This is a genomic window from Pseudomonas sp. PME37.24/006, assembly GCF_055556635.1.
This window is the reverse complement of sequence record NZ_JBVHNL010000002.1, coordinates 168,043-185,613: the sequence shown is the minus strand read 5'-3', so window position 1 is coordinate 185,613 and position 17,571 is coordinate 168,043. Positions and strand designations below refer to the sequence as shown.

Sequence of the window (17,571 nt, the reverse complement as noted above, 5' to 3'; positions counted from 1 at the left end):
ATTACCATGAGTTCACTCGCAACCCTGCACAGCATTCCTTCCGTCCAGGAACGCGTCAGCCCTGAAGAATGGGAAGTGCGCGTCAAGCTGGCTGCCGCCTACCAGTTGGCTGCGCTGTTTCGCTGGACGGATCATATCTACACGCACTTCTCCGCCCGCGTGCCGGGGCCGGACGAACACTTTCTGATCAACGCCTTCGGCCTGTTGTTCGACGAGATCACGGCCTCGAATCTGGTCAAGGTGGATGTCGACGGCACCATCATCGATGACCCGCTGAACCTGGGTATCAACCAGGCCGGTTACGTGATCCACAGCGCCATCCACCGCGCGCGCCCGGATCTGCAGGCGGTGCTGCACACCCATACCCGCGACGGCGCAGCGGTATCCGCCCAGCGCGGCGGGCTGCTGCCGCTGTCGCAGCATGCCCTGGGCTTCTACAGCCGCGTGAAGTACCACGACTACGAAGGCGTGGCGCTGGATCTGGACGAGCAGGAGCGCCTGGTCGCCGACCTTGGCGACAGCAACATCTTCATCCTGCGCAACCATGGCCTGCTCACTGGCGGCATCAGCGTCGAACATGCCTTCCGCGAGCTGCATGGGCTGGAACGCGCCTGCAACATCCAGATCGCCGCCCAGGCCGGCGGCAATGCCGATCTGCTGCATGCACCCGCCGAAGCCATCGAGAAGGTCCGCCAGCAATCGGCGCGTTTTTCCGATGGCAAGGGGCCGGGCATCAAGCTGCATTGGGACGCGCTGATTCGCCAGCTCGAGCGGGCTTCAGGCCAAAGCTACAAGCACTGATCAGCGGGAGACCTTCATGACCAACGCCAGCAGCATCACCGTCAGCCGCACGGTACAGCCAGCTCGCCGCCGCAAATGGACCACGCCGGATTTTGTCCTGCGCCTGATCAGCCCTGTGGCCATTTTGCTGCTCTGGGAAATCGCCTCGCGGGCCGGTCTGATTCCCGCTCGCGTGATCGCCGCCCCGAGCGAGATCAGCGGCACACTCTGGGAATTGACGCGCAGCGGTGAACTGCTGCGCCACCTGCTGGTGTCCCTGCAGCGGGCCGTGACCGGCCTCGGCATCGGCGTGGCGATCGGCGTTACCGCAGCGCTGATTACCGGCCTGTCGAAACGTGGTGAAATCGCCCTCGATTCGCCCATGCAGATGCTGCGCACCATCCCGTCCCTGGCCCTGGTGCCGCTGTTCATCCTGTGGTTCGGCATCGGCGAATTCACCAAGGTGGCGCTGATCGTCATGGGTACCACCTTTCCGATCTACCTCAACCTGTTCGCCGGCATCCGCAATATCGACCCGAAGTTGATCGAGGCGGCCAATACCCTTGGCCTGAACCGCCGCGAACTGATCTGGCACGTGATCCTGCCCGGCGCCCTGCCCTCGTTCTTTGTCGGCCTGCGTTATTCCTTGGGGATCTCCTGGCTGGCCCTGGTGTTCGTCGAGCAGATCAACACCACCGCCGGTATCGGCTTTCTGGCCAGCGATGCCCGCGACTTCATGCGCACCGACGTGATCGTCATCTGCCTGCTGATCTACAGCTTGCTGGGGCTGCTCATCGACGGCCTGATCCGCACCCTGGAACGCCTGGCTCTGGCCTGGCGCCCCTCGTTCATAAGGACCTGAAGCATGAATGCGCAAAGCAAGATCGACTACTCGCCGGCCGTCAGCCTGCGCGGCGTGGTGCGTCAGTTCGGCGACAACCGGGTGATCGATGAACTGAACCTGGATATCGCCCCCGGCGAATTTGTCGCCCTGCTCGGTGCCAGCGGCTCCGGCAAGACCACCCTGCTGCGCTCCCTGGCCGGCCTGGACCCCATCGACGGCGGCGAGCTGATCGCCCCGCAAGCCCGCGCTGCGGTATTTCAGGAGCCGCGGCTGATGCCCTGGAAGCGCGCCTGGAAGAACGTCACCCTCGGTGTGCGCGTGGCCAACCCCAAGGAACGTGCCATCCAGGCGCTGACCGAGGTGGGCCTGGCCCATCGCCTGGAAGCTTTTCCCGCCACCCTGTCCGGCGGTGAATCGCAGCGCGTGGCATTGGCTCGCAGCCTGGTTCGCGAGCCCAAACTGCTGCTGCTCGACGAACCCTTCGCCGCCCTCGATGCGCTGACCCGCATCCGCATGCACCGCCTGATCATCGACCTGTGGCAGAAGCACACGCCAGCCGTGTTGCTGGTGACCCATGATGTCGACGAAGCCATTCTGCTCGCCGACCGCATCATCGTGCTGCAGAACGGGCGCATCGCCGAGGAACTACGCGTCGATCTGGGCCGCCCGCGTGATAACGGCCTGGCCGGTTTCAACGCCATCCGTACGCGCCTGCTGGCACTGCTCGGCGTGGAAAAGGACGACCCGCAAAGCCTCGGCCGCGATCACAACCCCTTTCTCGCGTCGGGCTACCCGCTCAGCGCCATTGCCATCTAGGGCAGGAAGCCAATCATGAAACGCTATCTTTCCCGCCTCGCCAGTCGCCTGCTCGACAACCTGCATGGCGACAGCGCCAGCACCCTGATCGGCTGGCCGGGTATGCCGCCAGCAGACAGTGGCGAGCGAATGTGTCGCCCGCACTGATCGTCTAACCGGATATCCCACCGGACAGACCCCGCAAGACCTCGAGCGACCTACCACCGCCTTGTCGCCCCCACCACTGCAAGACAGCCCGCACGTGAAAACGCGCGTCAGGGTTTCGTGCGCCTTGCGTACGGCAGTGGACACCTTTCCGGGCGACGCCGCATTGGCAGTCGCCCCAGCCTTTCAGACAGGGACAAGCGCCATGGCAAGACCTTTTTCAACTTCACGGCTGCGCCACCTGCGCAGCGCACCAGCCCGTGCCGGGCTGACCTTCTCGGTGCTCTCACTGGCCTGCCTGCTGGCGCCCGGCGTGCAGGCGCAGAGCAGCGAAACACGCCTGGAGACTGTCAACGTGATCTCCACCGGTGTCCGTGGGCAGCAACGCACGGTGGCCGACAGCCCAACACCAATCGACATCATCAACAGCGAGCAACTGCTCAAGACCGGGCGCGCCGAGCTCTCCGAGGCGATTTCCAAGCTGCTGCCGTCGTTCAACTTCGGCACCAACATCGCCGGGGTCAACTCCTCGATCCGCCCGCTGAGCAACCGTGGCCTCGGTCCGGCCTATACGCTGGTACTGGTCAACGGCAAACGCCGCCATAACGGCGCCGCACCCGCCAATGGCAGCACCGATAACAGCGGCGCGAACGCCGTAGACATCGATCAGATCCCGGTCAGTGCCGTCTCGCATATCGAAGTGCTCAAAGACAGCGCCGCGGCCCAGTACGGTTCGGACGCCGTCGCCGGGGTGATCAATATCATCCTCAAGGGCAATACCTCTGGCGGCCATGTCGAGACCAGCTACGGGAAGCTCTTCTCCGGCCAGGGCGAAACCATTAAAACCGCCGCAGACCACGGCTTTGCCCTGGGCACCGAAGGGGGTTTTGTGCACCTCTCCGCAGATGCTCGCAAGCGCGGCACGGCAACCTGGGTCGGGAAGTCGCCGAGCACCGTGCAAGCCTATTTCGAGCCTGAACGTCAGGCGGCCTGGGATCGAGTGAGCACCAAGAATGGCGACCCCGATCTGAAGGCCTTCAACCTGGCTTACAACGCCGAGCTGCCATTGGCCGATGATCTGAAACTGTATTCGTATGCGACCTACGGCGAGCGCAAAACCGAGGCGCTGAATCAGTTGCGCACGGCCAGGGGCGCGGCCTCGATCCCCGAACTGTTCCCAGACGGATACTACCCGCTGAACAACCTCAAGGACACGGATTACCAGTTTCTGTTTGGTGGCAAAGGCAACGTGGCGGACTGGGATTGGGATCTGTCCACCACCTACGGCCGCAACAAGATCGAGCACTCCAGCGACCTGACCATCAACCCCACTTACGGCCCCGACTCACCGACCTCGTGGGACGACCTGGCCACCCTGCAGTTCGAGCAGTGGGTCAACAACCTGGACATCACCCGCGCCTTCGACGGCGTATTCGGGCTTGCGGTACCAACCCAGGTATCCGCTGGCCTGGAGCACCGCTGGGAGCGTTTCCAAACCTTCGCAGGCAGCGATCCGCGTGCCTACAGTGTCGGCCCTTACACCTTCCCGGTCGGTAGCCCGTTGAACGGCGCCAATGGCGCGCAGCCATCGGTCGGCGCCCAGGCAGTCGTGGCCATTCGCCCGGAGGATGAAGCCGACGTCAAACGCAACAACCTCGCAGGCTATCTGGATTTCGGCTTCGACCTCAGTGAGCGCTGGTACGTGGGCCTGGCCGGCCGACTCGAGCACTATGACGACATCAAGGAAAACACCTTCAGCTTCAAGCTCAATTCGCGCTACGAACTGACCGATCAGGTAGCGCTACGTGGCACGCTTGGCTCGGGCTTCCGGGCGCCGTCTCTGACTCAGCTCGGTTATACCGTTTCCGATAACCGCACCGCTGCAGATGCCAACGGCAACGCAGTCCCTGCCCTGCGCTATACCGCCACGCCGGATAGCGCGCTGGGCCAGGCCCTGGGTGCATCCGACCTGAAGCCGGAAAAGTCGCGCAACCTGGGGCTGGGCCTAACCTGGCAGCCAGCCCGACGTACCAGCTTCACCGCCGACGCCTACCTGATCGACATCGACGACCGCATCGTGCTCAGCGACAACATCGCAGCGCCGGGCGGTGGCGCCGGACCGATCGGCGACATCCTCGAGTCGGCGGGCGTGGCACGCAATACCTGGGTCAGCTACTACACCAACGCGTTCAACACACGTACCCGCGGCATCGACCTGGTAGCGGACCACCGCAGTGAGTTCGGCGCCTGGGGCGATGTGCGCTGGAGCGCCGCCTTCAACTACAACAAAACCACTGTTCGCGATAAGCGAGACAGCCCGTCGTTCTTGCAGAACGCCGGTATCGAAGTGGCCGGGCATGCCTCCGAAGGCCTGGTGGTCGCCGCAACGCCACGCAGTAAATGGGTGCTGGGTGCGAACTGGAGCCTGGGCAACTTCGCCGCCAACCTGCAGACCACTCGCTACGGCAAGGTCGAAACCTGGCAGCAGAACGCCGCCCAGGATCGCACCTTCGAAGCCAAGTGGATCACCGACCTGGATCTCTCCTACCTGCTGTTCGACAGCCTGACGGTCAGCGTTGGCGGCACCAACATCTTCAACGTCAAGCCTGACAACAACGGCATCACTCAGGCGGCTTACAAATACAACTACGGCACCACGCCGTTCCACCCTGGCGGCGGCTTCTGGTACACCAAACTCGCCTACGACTTCTGACTACAAGGCCGCATTGCCTACGGGCAATGCGGCCATTTTGCCTGGAATCCCTTGTATGCAATTCATTCAAAATAGTGGGAAGACGAGATGAAAAAAAACCGCCTTGCGAAGCACCTGCTGGCCTCCTGCGCCCTTGCCCTCAGCCTGGTAGGTTGCTCGCCTTCCACCGACGAGGCTGCCAGCAAAACCCTGAACATCGCCTTCTTCGGCGATAACACCACCTTGGTCAGCGTCGACCCCTTCCAGGTGTACTGGCTGGAGCACCGCGTACTGCTGCGCAACGTCGCCGAGTCACTCACCGATCAGGATCCGGACAGCGGCGAGATCATTCCCTGGCTGGCAAAAAGCTGGGAAATCAGCGATGACGCACTCAACTACACCTTCACGCTGCGTGACGACGTCACCTTCAGCAACGGCGAACGTTTCGATGCCAACGCCGTGAAGACCGCCTTCGACAGCAACAAGGCCCTGGCCAGCGAGCTTCCCGCCACCTTCGGCGCCACCTACCTGGCGGGCTACGATCACGCCGAAGTGGTCGACGACTTCACCGTCAGGCTGGTGCTGTCGCAGCCGAACGCCGGCTTCCTGCAGGCCACTTCCACCACCAACCTGTCGATCCTCGCCCCCGCCTCCTACGCGCTCAGCGCCAAGGAGCGCTCGCTCGGCAAGATCATCGGCACCGGCCCGTTCGTGCTCGAGCACTACACGCCCGAAGTCGGCGCGAAGCTGGTCAAGCGTCAGGGTTACGCCTGGCCCTCGGCCAACGTGAAGAACCGCGGCGAGGCCCATCTGGATGGCGTGGAAATCAGCTACATCCCCGAGGAGAGCGTACGCAACGGCCTGTTCCTGCAGGGCCAGGCCGACATCCTCTGGCCACGCAACCCGTTCTCCGAAGTGGACCTCAAGCTGCTGCAGTCCAAGGGCGCATCCATCCAGAGCCGCTCACTGCCGGGCCCTGCGCTGAACCTGTACCCCAACACCCGCGATGGGCGCCTGCTGGCCGACAAACACGTGCGCCAGGCGCTGCAGAAAGGCATCGACCGCAAGACCTACGCCAGCACCGTGTACAACGCCGACTTCCCGGTGGTGAAGGGCATCTATGACGTGACCACACCCTACTTCAAGGACCAGGGCGACAAGTTCGCCTACGACCCGCAGGGTGCCGAACAACTGCTCGACGCCGCGGGCTGGAGCAAAGGCGCCGACGGCTACCGCAGCAAGGACGGCAAGCGCCTGAGCCTGAGCTACAACATCCAGGGTGCGGAAACCGCCGGCGACGTACTGATCCAGGATCAACTGCGCAAGATCGGCATCGAGCTCAAACTGGCCGTGGTCACCCGCGCCGAGTGGACGACCGCAAACGCTCAGGGCAACTATGACCTGACATCCACCTACATGACCCGCGCCGATCCGATCATCCTGCAGACCATCCTCGATCCGCGTACCGCCAACAGCTCGACCCTGGCCACCAACATCTACGAGCCACAGACGCTGGACAAGGCCAAGGCCCTGTTCGATGCCGGCATCACCGCCACGCAGGCCGAACAACGCGCACAGGCCTATGGCGACCTGCAAGATCTGCTGGTCGACGAGGCGTCCGCCTTTCCGATCGCCGAGCGCCTCTGGCAAGCCGCCACGGCGCAACGGGTGAAGAACTTCCGCTGGACCGCCGAGGGCTTCGCGCTGCTCAACGACGTCGAGGTCGGTGAACCATGAACCGCTACCTGATCGGCCGGGTCGGCCAGGCGCTGCTGGTGCTATGGGGTGCCTACAGCATCACCTACTTCATCCTCTACCTGCTGCCGGGTGACACCCTGTCGATCATGCTCAGCGCCTCGGGCATGGAGGCCGATGCGCTGTCGCCAGAAGACCTGGCCAAGGCGCAGGCCTACTACGGTCTCGACAAGGGCATTTTCGAGCAGTACTTCAGCTTGCTCTGGGGCGCGATTCAGGGCGACTTCGGGCAATCGCTGTCGCTCAACCGCCCGGTCAGCGAACTGCTCGTCGAGCGCCTGCCGCAGACTCTGTCGCTGGCCGGCCTGGCAATCGTGCTGTCGATGGTCGGCGGCATCGGCCTGGCCTACCTGACGGCCTATGTGCGCTGGCAGCCCCTGAAAGTGGCGATGGCCCGCCTGCCTTCCCTGGGCTTTTCGGTGCCGGTGTTCTGGATGGGCCTGCTGCTGATACAGGTGTTCGCCTTCAGCCTCGGCTGGTTCCCGGCCACCGGTAGCCGCGGCTTCGACAGCCTGATCCTGCCGGCCGTGACCCTGGCGATCCCCAGTGCGGCGGTGTACGCCCAGGTACTGCAACGCGGCTTTCAGGACGTGTGGCAGGAACCCTATATCGCCACGGCCTATGCCAAGGGCCTGAGTCGCTGGCAGGTGCAGGCCCGCCACGGCTTCAAGAACGCCGCCCTGCCTATCCTCACCCTGATCGGCCTGCAGGTGGGCAACACGGTATCCGGTGCGGTGCTGGTGGAGACCATCTTCGCCCGCAACGGTGTCGGCCGCCTCGCTCAGGAGGCGGTACTGCGCCAGGACATTCCGGTGGTGCTGGCGATCGTTGCCGTGTCGGCCGCCGCCTTCGTGCTGGTGAACCTGATCGTCGACCTGCTCTACCCCTGCCTCGATCCGCGCATCGCCCATGCGCCAAAGGTGTCCTGACCATGAATGCCGATAGCCGCATTTCCTCGTTGTCCCACTCACCGGCCAGCGTGGCGTTGACCTGGCGCCGGCGCAGCCGCCTGCAACGGACCACAGCGGCGCTACGCCCCTTGCTGCGCAAACCGGGCTTCAGCCTGGCACTCGCGGTGGTGCTGTTCGCCCTGGTAGCGGCACTGGTGCCGCAACTGCTGACAGGCTTCGACCCCTACGCTACGTCGCCGACGGACAAACTCACCGCGCCCAACGCGCTGCACTGGTTCGGCACCGATGAGCTGGGTCGCGACCTCTACACCCGTGTGGTCTACGGCTCCAGCCTGTCGGTACAGGCCGCTTTGCTGGCCGTGGGCATCGCCCTGTTCGGCGGGCTCGGCCTCGGCGTGCTATCGGGCTTCGCCGGCGGGCGTATCGATGCGGTGATCATGCGCTTCGTCGATGTATTGCTGGCCCTGCCCGGTCTGCTGCTGGCGCTGGCCATCGTCACCGCCATCGGCTTCGGCACCATCCCGGTGGCGATTGCCGTGGGCGTGGGCATCATTCCCGGCTTCGCCCGCACCACTCGCGCCGAAGTGCTGCGCGTCAAGACGCTGCCCTATGTCGAGGCCGCACGCCTGGGGGGCGCCAGCTGGGGCCGCACTCTTCTGCGGCACATTCTGCCCAACGCCTGGGGCCCGGTGGCGGTACTCGCCACTCTGGACTTCGGCGCGGCCATCCTGGCCACCGCCGGGCTGTCGTTCCTCGGTTTCGGCGCCGCGCCACCGGCCGCGGAATGGGGCACGCTGATCGCCAACGGTCGCCACTTCCTGATCACCGCACCCTGGGTGTCACTGCTGCCCGGGCTGTTCGTGGTGGCCGTGGTGTTCAGCCTCAACCATATCGCCCGCACCCTAGAGGAGACCCAGCGATGAGCAGCAGCGCACTGATCGACATCCGCAACTTGGCCGTCAGCTATCGCTCCGCCGGGCAGACCACCGATGCGGTGAAGAGCCTGTCTTTTTCCGTCGCCCAGGGTGAAACGGTGGCCATCGTCGGGGAATCCGGCTCGGGCAAATCGACCCTGGCCAACGCCATTCTCGGCCTGCTGCCCGACAGCGCGGCGATCACCGCTGGCGAGCTGCACGTCGATGGCGTCGACCTGACCCACGCCAGCGAGCGGCAAAAGCGCGGCCTGCGTGGGCGGACCATCGGCCTGGTGCCACAGGACCCGATGGTCAGCCTCAACCCGACCCTGCGCATCGGCAAGCAGATCGGCGAAGCGCTGATTCTCGCCCAGGGTCGGCGCTACCCCGGTGTCGATGCCGACGTGATCGAGCTGCTGGGGCAGGTCGGCCTGGACAAGCCGGTGTTGCGCGCCCACCAGTACCCACACGAGCTCTCCGGCGGCATGCGCCAGCGGGTGCTGATCGCCATCGCCCTGGCCGGCAACCCGCGACTGATCATCGCCGACGAGCCGACCAGCGCCCTGGACGTCACCGTACAACGGCGCATCCTCGACCACCTGCAACGCCTGGTCGCCGAGCGTGGCATTTCCCTGCTGATCATCACCCACGACCTGGGCGTGGCCACGGATCGTGCCGATCGCATTCTGGTCATGAAACAGGGCGAGCTGGTCGAACAAGGCCCGCCGAAGCAGATCCTAACGGCGCCTCAACATGATTACACCCGCGCCCTGATCGCCGCTGCACCGGCCTTTTCCAACCGCCGCAAGGTGCGAGCACACGAGCAGACAGCAGCCGATGCAACGCCGATCCTCAGCCTGCACAACGTCGGCAAGCGCTTCGCCCTGCCGCGGGTCAAGGACGAGGACAGCAGCTTCGTGGCGCTGGAAGACCTCAGCCTGCAGGTCTACCCCGGCCAGACCCTGGCCATCGTCGGCGAGTCCGGCTCGGGCAAGAGCACCGCGCTGCGTATCGCGTTGGGCCTGGAGAAACCCAGCCAGGGCCGCGTGCTGTTCGAACAGCAGGACATCACCGACCTCAGTTGGCGCGCCTTTCGCCCGCTACGCCAGCGCATGCAACTGGTACAGCAGAATCCCTTCGCTGCCCTCGACCCGCGCTTCACCATCTTCGACAGCATCGTCGAGCCACTGGTGTCTTTCGGCCTGCTCAAGGGGCCGGCACTGGAGCAGGCCGCCCGCGAGCTGATCAGCCGCGTGCACCTTCCGATCAGCTACCTGGATCGCCTGCCCCGCGAGCTCTCCGGCGGCCAGCGCCAGCGCGTCGCCATTGCCCGCGCCCTGGCACTCAAACCCGACCTGTTGCTGCTCGACGAACCGGTCTCGGCACTGGACGTCTCGGTGCAGGCACAGATCCTCGACCTGCTCCTCGAACTGCAACGCGAGCTGGGCATCGCCTACGTGCTGGTGTCCCACGACCTATCCGTGGTGGCCAACGTCGCCGACCAGGTGCTGGTACTGCGCAACGGCAAGATGATCGAGCAAGGCCCGGTAAGCCAGGTGTTCGATCATCCGGCCAGCGACTACACCCGTGAACTGATCGCCGCCATTCCGGGGCGCCATCCGGCCAGTGCGGCGGCCTGACAGCGATGACCCAGGCCTGGCAATGCACCGCCCGACTAATCGTGTAGGAGCCCGCTTGCGGGCGGTGGGTGGTTGCACCACGGATCTTGCGAAATGGCTGCAATTGATTCGCCGGCAAGCGGGCTCCTACCGTACTTAGGTGTTCGCGAAAGTGGGGGCGATGCCAATCCGGTAGGAGCGTCGACCCGGCGCGAATGCGGTTGTGGCCATTCTGCATAGCTGCGGTGTGGCCAGCATTCGCCGCGGGGGCGCGGCTCCCACAATGCGATCGTGGCCATAGCGAGGAGCCTTGTCGTACCCCCGATTCACCCGCGAGCGAGGCCGACTACAACCCCAAGCAAGGGGCTCTTTGACATAGAACCTCCTACAAGGGTGACAACGCTCTTTTGTCCACCATTGACTAGCGGATTGGCTAACGCTGGTTGCGAGGAATCGCCAGCCCCAGGCTTTCACGCAAGGTGCTGCCTTCGTACTCGCGGCGATAGACCCCACGTTCCTGCAGGATCGGCACCACCTCTTCGGTGAAGCGCCTGAACTGCTCCGGGTGGCCGATGTAGATGTTGAAGCCATCCAGCGCCCGGGCTTCGAACCAGCGGATCATTTCATTGGCAACGGTTTCGGCCGAGCCGACGAAGCCGTTTGGCCTGAGCGTCAGGCCGTTGGCGACCGCCTGGCGCAGCGTCCAGCCCTTGCTGACGGCCTGGTCGGTAGCGGCCTTGGCGGCGGTGTAGAAGCTGCTGCGGGCAAACTCCAGAGCCTCGACCGGGAACGGGGCATCGAGGTCGTACTGGCGGAAATCATGCCAGCCGAAGGAGCGGCCGAACTCGGCCACGGCCTGTTCGAAGCTGTGGTCGATGTCGTGGTAATGCCGTTCGATCTCGCGGGCCTGCTCGTCGCTATCGCCGATATAGATCTGTGCGCCGGGCAGGATGATGATCTCGTCCGGGTCGCGGCCCTGGTGCTGTGCGCGCTCCTTGATGTCGCGGTAGAACGCCTGGCCCTTCTCCACGCTCGGCGCGTGGGTGAACACCACATCGGCGATGCCAGCGCCCAGATCGCGCCCCTGCCGGGAGTCGCCAGCCTGAAAGATCACCGGCTGGCCCTGGGGCGAGCGCTGGATGTTCAGCGGCCCCACCACCGAGAAATGCTCACCCTTGTGGTGCAGCGCATGCAGCTTGCTGCGGTCGAGAAACTGGCCGGTTTCGCGGTCACGCGGCAGCGCATCGTCCTCGTAGGACTGCCACAGCTTCTGCACCACCTGCACGTGTTCGAGGGCACGGCCATAGCGGGTGTCGTAATCGTAGTGCTCGTCACGTCCGTAGTTGCCGGCAGTTCCGGCATCGCCACTGGTGACCACGTTCCAGCCGGCTCGCCCCTTGCTGATCAGATCCAGCGAGGCCAGTCGGCGGGCGACGTTGAATGGCTCGTTGTAGGAGGTGGTCAGGGTGCCGACCAGGCCGATATGTCGGGTAGTGACGGCCAATGCGGAGAGTAGCGTCAAGGGCTCCAGCCGGTTGAGGTAATGGGGTGGCGAATCCGGGGTGATGAACTGACTGTCGACGATGAAGATCAGGTCGAACAACGCCGCTTCGGCCTGCCGGGCAAGGTCGATGAACCAGTCGATGTTCACGCTGGCGTCCGCGGGAATCGCCGGATCGTGCCAGAGGTTATGCCGCCCTGGCCCGCCGACGCCCATGGGCACCGCACCGAGCTTTATCTGCCTTTTGCTACTCATACAACCCATCCCGAAAGCCTTTTAACAGCCCTCATTAAATACTTATTACTGATATTTAAAAATACATTAGATAAGTAAATTACATAATTAGCTTAGAACCAGAAAGACTTTCACAGGGGTTTATTAGAGAGATAAGGTCAATCCCAGACCGACCCCTTTCCTGGCGGAGGCCGTCTTCCACGACCGACCACCAGGAGCATGCCGTACATGACCGTCTTTTCCAGATTGCGACTGCCTGCCGACCAGCCGGACATCGACGCCCGCCTCGCGGATACCGCGAGCATTTCCTCAGTGCCTGGTGAAAAGCAGTTGTGCGCCCCGCGTGGCTCGCAACACACATGCGGCAATCGGCAACCGAGCATGCCCCCTCCCTTCCCAAGCAACCGCCCTGCCCGCCGGCCGATTGGTGCTTACGGCCTGCCAGCTCAGTACCGCCGCGACTCCGCCAGGGACAAACAGCTGGGTAGCCCAGGCGACATCAACCAGCGCCAGCGCGCGGCAGAAATCTTCGGCCTGGCCCGCAGCCAGGCCACAGCCAACACAATCTGAAGGAGACACCTCATGTTGATCCGCACCCTGATCGCCAGCCTGCTGGGCGGTAGCCTGCTGATGGGCAGCTACGCCAGCGCGGCAGACCTCGAACCGCTGCGCGTCGCCAACCAGAAATCCACCATCAAACTACTGCTACAAGCAGCAGGCGAACTCGATGACGTGCTCTATACCATCGACTTCTCGGAGTTCCCCGCCGCGGCTCCGCTCGGCGAAGCACTGAACGCCGGCGCCGTGGATATCGGCGGCCTGGGCGATGCGCCCTACGTGTTCGCCCTGGGCGCCGGCGCCCCGTTGAAGGTGGTGGAAATCATCAAGCGCGATGGCCGTTACACCACCTCGATTCTGGTGCCCAAGGACTCGCCACTGAAAACCGTGGCCGACCTCAAGGGCCAGCGCATCGTCACCAACCGGGGCTCGATCGGCCACTTCCTGGTCATCCAGGCACTGCGCGAGGCCGGCCTGAAAACCTCCGACGTAACCTTCGTCAACCTGCTGCCCACCGATGCCCGCAGTGCCTTGGAAAGCGGTGCCGCGGATGCCTGGTCGACCTGGGATCCCTACACCACCATCGCCATCACCCAGAACGGCGCACGCATCCTGCGCAGCAGCGACAACCTGCTGACCAACCATTTCTACCTGGCCGCCACGCAGAACGCCGTAGACAGCAAACGCGTGCAGCTCGAGGACTTCGTCAAACGTGTCGAGCGCGCCTTCCTATGGGCCAACGACCACCACCAGGCCTACGCAGAAGCCCAGGCTCGGGTCACCGGCCTGCCGGTCGCGGTGCACCTGGAGTCGGTCAAGGCCACCGTGCATTCGCGTGCCGAAATCACCGACGAGGTCATCGCCGGCCTGCAGCAGGTCTCGGACATCTATCTCGAAGAGGGCGTGCTGAGCCGCGCCGTGAACGTATCCCAGGGTTTCGACCCGAGCTTCAACGCCGCCCGCGCCGACCAGCCGGGCAAAGCGGTTGCCCAGGCGCAACCTCAGTAAACCGACAGGAGCATTTTCCATGAGCAAACGACAGATCAAACTTGGCGCGATGATTCACGGCGTCGGCCACGGCTGGGGCGAGTGGCGCCATCCGAACGCACTGGCCGATGCCAGCGTCAATTTCGGCTTCTACAAGCAGCAGGCACAACTGGCCGAAGGCGCCAAGTTCGACTTCGCCTTCATCGCCGACAGCCTGCACATTCACGCCAAATCCAGCCCTCACTACCTCAACCGCTTCGAGCCGCTGACGGTGCTCTCGGCGCTGGCTGCAGTCACCGAGAACATCGGCCTGGTGGCCACCGTCACGGTGAGCTACACCGAGCCGTTCCAGGTCGCACGCCAGTTCGCCTCGCTGGATCACATCAGCGGTGGGCGTGCCGGATGGAACGTGGTCACCTCATGGCTGTCCGGCACCGCCGACAACTTCGGCAAGGCCGAGCACCCGCCGCATGCCACCCGCTACCGCATCGCCCGCGAGCACGTGAACGTGGTCAAAGGTTTGTGGGATTCCTGGGAAGACGATGCCTTCACCCGCGACAAGCAGAGCGGCGAATTCTTCGACCCGGAAAAACTCCACACCCTCAATCACCAGGGCGAGTTCTTCAAGGTCAAGGGCCCGCTGAACATCCAGCGCTCGCGCCAGGGCCAACCGCTGATCTTCCAGGCAGGCACCTCTGAGGATGGCCGCAACTTCGCCGCGCAGAACGCCGATGCGATCTTCGTCAGCCCGGAATCCTTCAGCGAGGCTCGCGCCTATTACGCGGATCTCAAGCAACGCGCTGCCAAGGCAGGCCGCAAGCCAGACGAGCTGTTCATCCTGCCGGGCATCCGGCCGATCATCGGCCGCGATGCCGACGAGGTGGAAAGCCGCTACCAGCAGGCCGTCGCGCTGGTGAGCATCGAAGACGCCATCGTTGCACTGGGTCGTCCGTTCAACGATTACGACTTCTCCAAGCACGATCTGGACGCGCCTTTCCCCGACCTCGGCGACCTGGGTAGCAACAGCCAGAAAGGCGGCTCCGACCGCATCAAGCAGCAGGCCCGCGAAGAGAACCTGACCCTACGCGAAGTCGCCTTGCAGTTCTCGCGTCCGCACCGCGACTTCGTCGGCACCCCCGAAGAGGTCGCCAACGCCCTGCAGGACTGGTTCGAGGACGGCGCCGCCGACGGTTTCATCGTCAACTCGTTGCTGCCTGATGGCCTGCAGTACTTCACCGAGCTCGTGGTGCCCTTGCTGCAGGAGCGCGGCCTGCTGCGCCGCGACTACGAAGGCCAGACCTTGCGCGACAACTTCGGCCTGGCCGTGCCCAGCAACCGCAACACCCTGCGCCGCTTGCAGGGCCAGGTGGCCTGATGGTCGCCCGCCACCGCACTCGCCAAGCGGGTCGGCGGCAGCCCACCCCAATTGAAAGGAGCAACGTATGAGTCTTGAATTTATCGGCCTGATCGGCCCGCAGGAAGGCAGTGAATCGCAAGCGGCCCATGGCCCCGCCGTCGACGTCGAATTCATCAAGGCATTCGCCCAGGCTCAGGAGTACGGTGGCTTCGACAAGGCACTGCTGGCGGTCAACACCAGCGCGGCGGATTCGATGATTCTGGCCAGCTATGTCGCCGCCGTGACCGACAAGCTCGGCCTGCTGGTCGCGCACCGCCCGGGCTTCCAGGCGCCGACCTTCGCCGCCCGGCAGTTCGCCACCCTCGACCACCTCAGCCGTGGCCGTGCCTCGATCAACGTGATCACCGGTGGCGACAGCGGTGACCTGCAGCGCGATGGCGACTTCCTCGACAAGGACGCCCGCTATGCGCGCACCGAGGAGTACCTGGATATCTTCCGCAAGGTCTGGACGAGCACCGAGCCCTTCGATCATCAGGGCAAGCACTACCGCGTGGAAGACAATCTGACCCTGGTCAAGCCAGTCCAGAAACCTCACGTACCGATCTACTTTTCCGGCGCATCCGACGCTGCGGTAGAAGTCGCCGCCAAGCACGCCGACGTGTACATGATGTGGGGCGAGCCGCTGGAGCAGGTTCGTGAACGCATCGCCAAGGTACGCAAGGCTGCGGCCAAGTACGGCCGCGAGAAGCACATCCGCTTCAGCCTGTCGCTGCGGCCGATCCTCGGTGCCACCGAAGATGAAGCCTGGGCGCGTGCCGAGCGCATCCTGGCCGATGCCCGTGAACTGATCCATCTGCGCCAGGGCAAACGTCGCGACAAGAACTTCGGCACCAGCAACTCGGGCTCTTCACGGCTGGTCGAACTGGCGGGCCAACGCAAGGTACACGACAAGCGCCTGTGGACCGAAATCGCCGCACTGAGCGGCGGCGCCGGCAACTCCACATCCTTGGTCGGCACGCCGGATCAGGTCGCCGATGCCGCGCTGGACTACTACAACGCCGGCATCACCACCTTTCTGTTCCGTGGCTTCGAGCAACTGCGCGACGCGGTGGAGTACGGCCAGGATCTGCTGCCACGCATTCGCGCGCTGGTCGAGCAGCAAGGCAGTACGAAGAAAGTCCAGAACGCCTGAGCAGGAATCACCACGATGCCCCAAGCAGACGCGACACCCTGGGGATGCTCACTGGAGGTGCCGCCCTGTTGGCGGCACATTCGGCATTGGGCTCCGAGCATTCGCCACTCAAAGAAAGCCCACGCCGCGTGAAAGAATCATCGACGCCCCCGCAACCGCCGAAAACCTACAACCTTTTGGAGCTGGAAGCGCTCGCATCAGAGGTCATTCCTCGCCCGGCCTTCGATTACATCGCACGTGGCGCCGGTGACGAGCAGACCTTGCGGGAGAACCGCACGGCTTTCTCCAGAGCCTTCCTCGACCAGCGCATCCTGACCGGCAAGACGGTACACAGCCTGGAAACGCAGATTTTTGGTAGCCGGCTACGTGCCCCCGTGATGGTTTCGGCCATGGCCGCACACGGCCTGGCCCATCCATCGGCAGAGTCGGGCACCGCACAGGGTGCCGCCGCTTACGGCACCCTGCTGGGAGTCAGCACGGTCGCCACCCAGAATCTGGAACAAGTCGCCTCGGCCAGCAGCGGTGACAAGTGGTTCCAGTGCTACCTGACCCGCGACAGCGGCTTCAACCGTGAGCTGCTGCAGCGAGCGCATGCAGCCGGCTACAAGGCCATCGTGCTGACTGCCGACGTTACCGTCGGCGGTAACCGTGAACAGGACAGGCGCAATGAGTTGCGCATGCCGACACCAGGCAACTTCCTCGACAGCAACAACCGTGCGCGTGACATCCAGCGGGCATTCGACAGTGCTATCGGCCTCGATAGCCTGGATTTCGTGCGCAAGCACAGCGGCGGCCTGCCGCTGATCATCAAGGGCGTGACCACCACGGCAGATGCCCGTTCGGTGCTGCAATACGGTGTCGATGCAATCCAGGTTTCCAACCACGGCGGCCGTCAGTTGGACGGCTCACCAGCTGCATTCGACTCATTGCAGCGAGTGGCCGCCGAGGTGCAGGGTCGCGTCCCGCTCATCTTCGACAGTGGCATCCGCCGTGGTCTCGATGTGTTCAAGGCCATCGCCGCCGGCGCTGATCTGGTCGCCGTGGGCCGGCCCGTGCTCTACGGCCTGGCGCTCAATGGCTCGCAAGGGGTGCAGTGGGTGCTCGAACAGCTCGAGCAGGAACTGCGCATCGTCATGCAACTTTCCGGCGCCGCCACCGTTGCCGAAATCCGCACCACGCCTTTGCTGCACACGCCGTTTTTCGACGCATGAAGCGCAGCGCTGTGCACCGCGGCAGCCATCACTCGCGACCGGCATGACGACGGGAT

General features: G+C 64.2%; 14 protein-coding genes and 1 pseudogene. 14 read left to right on the top strand and 1 reads right to left on the bottom strand.

What is annotated here, in order from left to right:
• Nucleotides 1-6: 6 nt before the first annotated feature.
• The 9 genes and pseudogenes from ACZ3GY_RS06315 (at nt 7) to ACZ3GY_RS06275 (ending at nt 10,496) form a co-directional block, all read left to right on the top strand.
• Nucleotides 7-801 (top strand): class II aldolase/adducin family protein, encoded by a 795-nt coding sequence (locus tag ACZ3GY_RS06315; protein WP_042552534.1) that lies wholly within the window; start codon nt 7-9, stop codon nt 799-801.
• Between the two features lie 82 nt (nt 802-883).
• Nucleotides 884-1,642: pseudogene (locus ACZ3GY_RS06310) on the top strand (ABC transporter permease); the annotation flags it as partial.
• 3 nt (nt 1,643-1,645) lie between these two features.
• Nucleotides 1,646-2,440 (top strand): ABC transporter ATP-binding protein, encoded by a 795-nt coding sequence (locus tag ACZ3GY_RS06305; RefSeq protein ID WP_465909361.1) that lies wholly within the window; start codon nt 1,646-1,648, stop codon nt 2,438-2,440.
• A 15-nt stretch (nt 2,441-2,455) separates the two neighbouring features.
• Nucleotides 2,456-2,587, top strand: coding sequence for a hypothetical protein (locus tag ACZ3GY_RS06300; protein WP_465909360.1), 132 nt, complete (start codon nt 2,456-2,458; stop codon nt 2,585-2,587).
• A 202-nt stretch (nt 2,588-2,789) separates the two neighbouring features.
• Nucleotides 2,790-5,297 (top strand): TonB-dependent receptor plug domain-containing protein, encoded by a 2,508-nt coding sequence (locus ACZ3GY_RS06295; RefSeq protein WP_465909359.1) that lies wholly within the window; start codon nt 2,790-2,792, stop codon nt 5,295-5,297.
• 87 nt (nt 5,298-5,384) lie between these two features.
• Nucleotides 5,385-7,013 (top strand): ABC transporter substrate-binding protein, encoded by a 1,629-nt coding sequence (locus tag ACZ3GY_RS06290; protein WP_465909357.1) that lies wholly within the window; start codon nt 5,385-5,387, stop codon nt 7,011-7,013.
• A complete protein-coding gene (locus ACZ3GY_RS06285; protein WP_465909356.1) occupies nt 7,010-7,960 on the top strand; it encodes an ABC transporter permease in 951 nt (316 codons plus the stop codon). The genes ACZ3GY_RS06290 and ACZ3GY_RS06285 overlap by 4 nt, the downstream gene beginning before the upstream one ends.
• Before the next feature lie 2 nt (nt 7,961-7,962).
• On the top strand, nt 7,963-8,865 hold the full coding sequence (locus ACZ3GY_RS06280; RefSeq protein ID WP_465909355.1) for an ABC transporter permease: 903 nt from the start codon (nt 7,963-7,965) through the stop codon (nt 8,863-8,865).
• Nucleotides 8,862-10,496, top strand: coding sequence for a dipeptide ABC transporter ATP-binding protein (locus ACZ3GY_RS06275; protein WP_465909354.1), 1,635 nt, complete (start codon nt 8,862-8,864; stop codon nt 10,494-10,496). The genes ACZ3GY_RS06280 and ACZ3GY_RS06275 overlap by 4 nt, the downstream gene beginning before the upstream one ends.
• A 412-nt stretch (nt 10,497-10,908) precedes the next feature.
• Here the strand turns inward: ACZ3GY_RS06275 and ACZ3GY_RS06270 are convergent, their stop codons facing one another.
• Complete coding sequence (locus ACZ3GY_RS06270; RefSeq protein WP_465909353.1) at nt 10,909-12,231, bottom strand: LLM class flavin-dependent oxidoreductase; 1,323 nt, start codon at nt 12,229-12,231, stop codon at nt 10,909-10,911.
• Between the two features lie 360 nt (nt 12,232-12,591).
• Here ACZ3GY_RS06270 and ACZ3GY_RS06265 point away from each other — a divergent pair, with 360 nt between their 5' ends.
• The 5 genes from ACZ3GY_RS06265 to ACZ3GY_RS06245 all read left to right on the top strand — a co-directional run bounded on the left by ACZ3GY_RS06265 (nt 12,592) and on the right by ACZ3GY_RS06245 (nt 17,515).
• Nucleotides 12,592-12,780, top strand: a complete 189-nt coding sequence (locus ACZ3GY_RS06265) for a hypothetical protein (RefSeq protein WP_465909352.1) — start codon at nt 12,592-12,594, stop codon at nt 12,778-12,780.
• 12 nt (nt 12,781-12,792) lie between these two features.
• Nucleotides 12,793-13,776 carry an ABC transporter substrate-binding protein gene (locus tag ACZ3GY_RS06260; protein WP_465909351.1) on the top strand — a complete coding sequence of 328 codons (984 nt, stop codon included), beginning with the start codon at nt 12,793-12,795 and terminating at the stop codon, nt 13,774-13,776.
• Between the two features lie 19 nt (nt 13,777-13,795).
• Nucleotides 13,796-15,130 (top strand): LLM class flavin-dependent oxidoreductase, encoded by a 1,335-nt coding sequence (locus tag ACZ3GY_RS06255; protein ID WP_465909349.1) that lies wholly within the window; start codon nt 13,796-13,798, stop codon nt 15,128-15,130.
• A 67-nt stretch (nt 15,131-15,197) separates the two neighbouring features.
• Complete coding sequence (locus tag ACZ3GY_RS06250; protein WP_465909348.1) at nt 15,198-16,304, top strand: LLM class flavin-dependent oxidoreductase; 1,107 nt, start codon at nt 15,198-15,200, stop codon at nt 16,302-16,304.
• A gap of 128 nt (nt 16,305-16,432) precedes the next feature.
• Nucleotides 16,433-17,515: an alpha-hydroxy acid oxidase gene (locus ACZ3GY_RS06245; protein ID WP_465909347.1), complete on the top strand. Its 1,083-nt coding sequence runs from the start codon at nt 16,433-16,435 to the stop codon at nt 17,513-17,515.
• Nucleotides 17,516-17,571 lie beyond the last annotated feature (56 nt).

What these genes read in the sequence shown, in the direction of transcription:
- ACZ3GY_RS06315 (WP_042552534.1), top strand. Translation starts at nt 7, where the DNA reads ATGAGTTCACTCGCAACCCTGCACAGCATTCCTTCCGTCCAGGAACGC.
- ACZ3GY_RS06305 (WP_465909361.1), top strand. Translation starts at nt 1,646, where the DNA reads ATGAATGCGCAAAGCAAGATCGACTACTCGCCGGCCGTCAGCCTGCGC.
- ACZ3GY_RS06300 (WP_465909360.1), top strand. Translation starts at nt 2,456, where the DNA reads ATGAAACGCTATCTTTCCCGCCTCGCCAGTCGCCTGCTCGACAACCTG.
- ACZ3GY_RS06295 (WP_465909359.1), top strand. Translation starts at nt 2,790, where the DNA reads ATGGCAAGACCTTTTTCAACTTCACGGCTGCGCCACCTGCGCAGCGCA.
- ACZ3GY_RS06290 (WP_465909357.1), top strand. Translation starts at nt 5,385, where the DNA reads ATGAAAAAAAACCGCCTTGCGAAGCACCTGCTGGCCTCCTGCGCCCTT.
- ACZ3GY_RS06285 (WP_465909356.1), top strand. Translation starts at nt 7,010, where the DNA reads ATGAACCGCTACCTGATCGGCCGGGTCGGCCAGGCGCTGCTGGTGCTA.
- ACZ3GY_RS06280 (WP_465909355.1), top strand. Translation starts at nt 7,963, where the DNA reads ATGAATGCCGATAGCCGCATTTCCTCGTTGTCCCACTCACCGGCCAGC.
- ACZ3GY_RS06275 (WP_465909354.1), top strand. Translation starts at nt 8,862, where the DNA reads ATGAGCAGCAGCGCACTGATCGACATCCGCAACTTGGCCGTCAGCTAT.
- ACZ3GY_RS06270 (WP_465909353.1), bottom strand. Translation starts at nt 12,231, where the DNA reads ATGAGTAGCAAAAGGCAGATAAAGCTCGGTGCGGTGCCCATGGGCGTC.
- ACZ3GY_RS06265 (WP_465909352.1), top strand. Translation starts at nt 12,592, where the DNA reads ATGCCCCCTCCCTTCCCAAGCAACCGCCCTGCCCGCCGGCCGATTGGT.
- ACZ3GY_RS06260 (WP_465909351.1), top strand. Translation starts at nt 12,793, where the DNA reads ATGTTGATCCGCACCCTGATCGCCAGCCTGCTGGGCGGTAGCCTGCTG.
- ACZ3GY_RS06255 (WP_465909349.1), top strand. Translation starts at nt 13,796, where the DNA reads ATGAGCAAACGACAGATCAAACTTGGCGCGATGATTCACGGCGTCGGC.
- ACZ3GY_RS06250 (WP_465909348.1), top strand. Translation starts at nt 15,198, where the DNA reads ATGAGTCTTGAATTTATCGGCCTGATCGGCCCGCAGGAAGGCAGTGAA.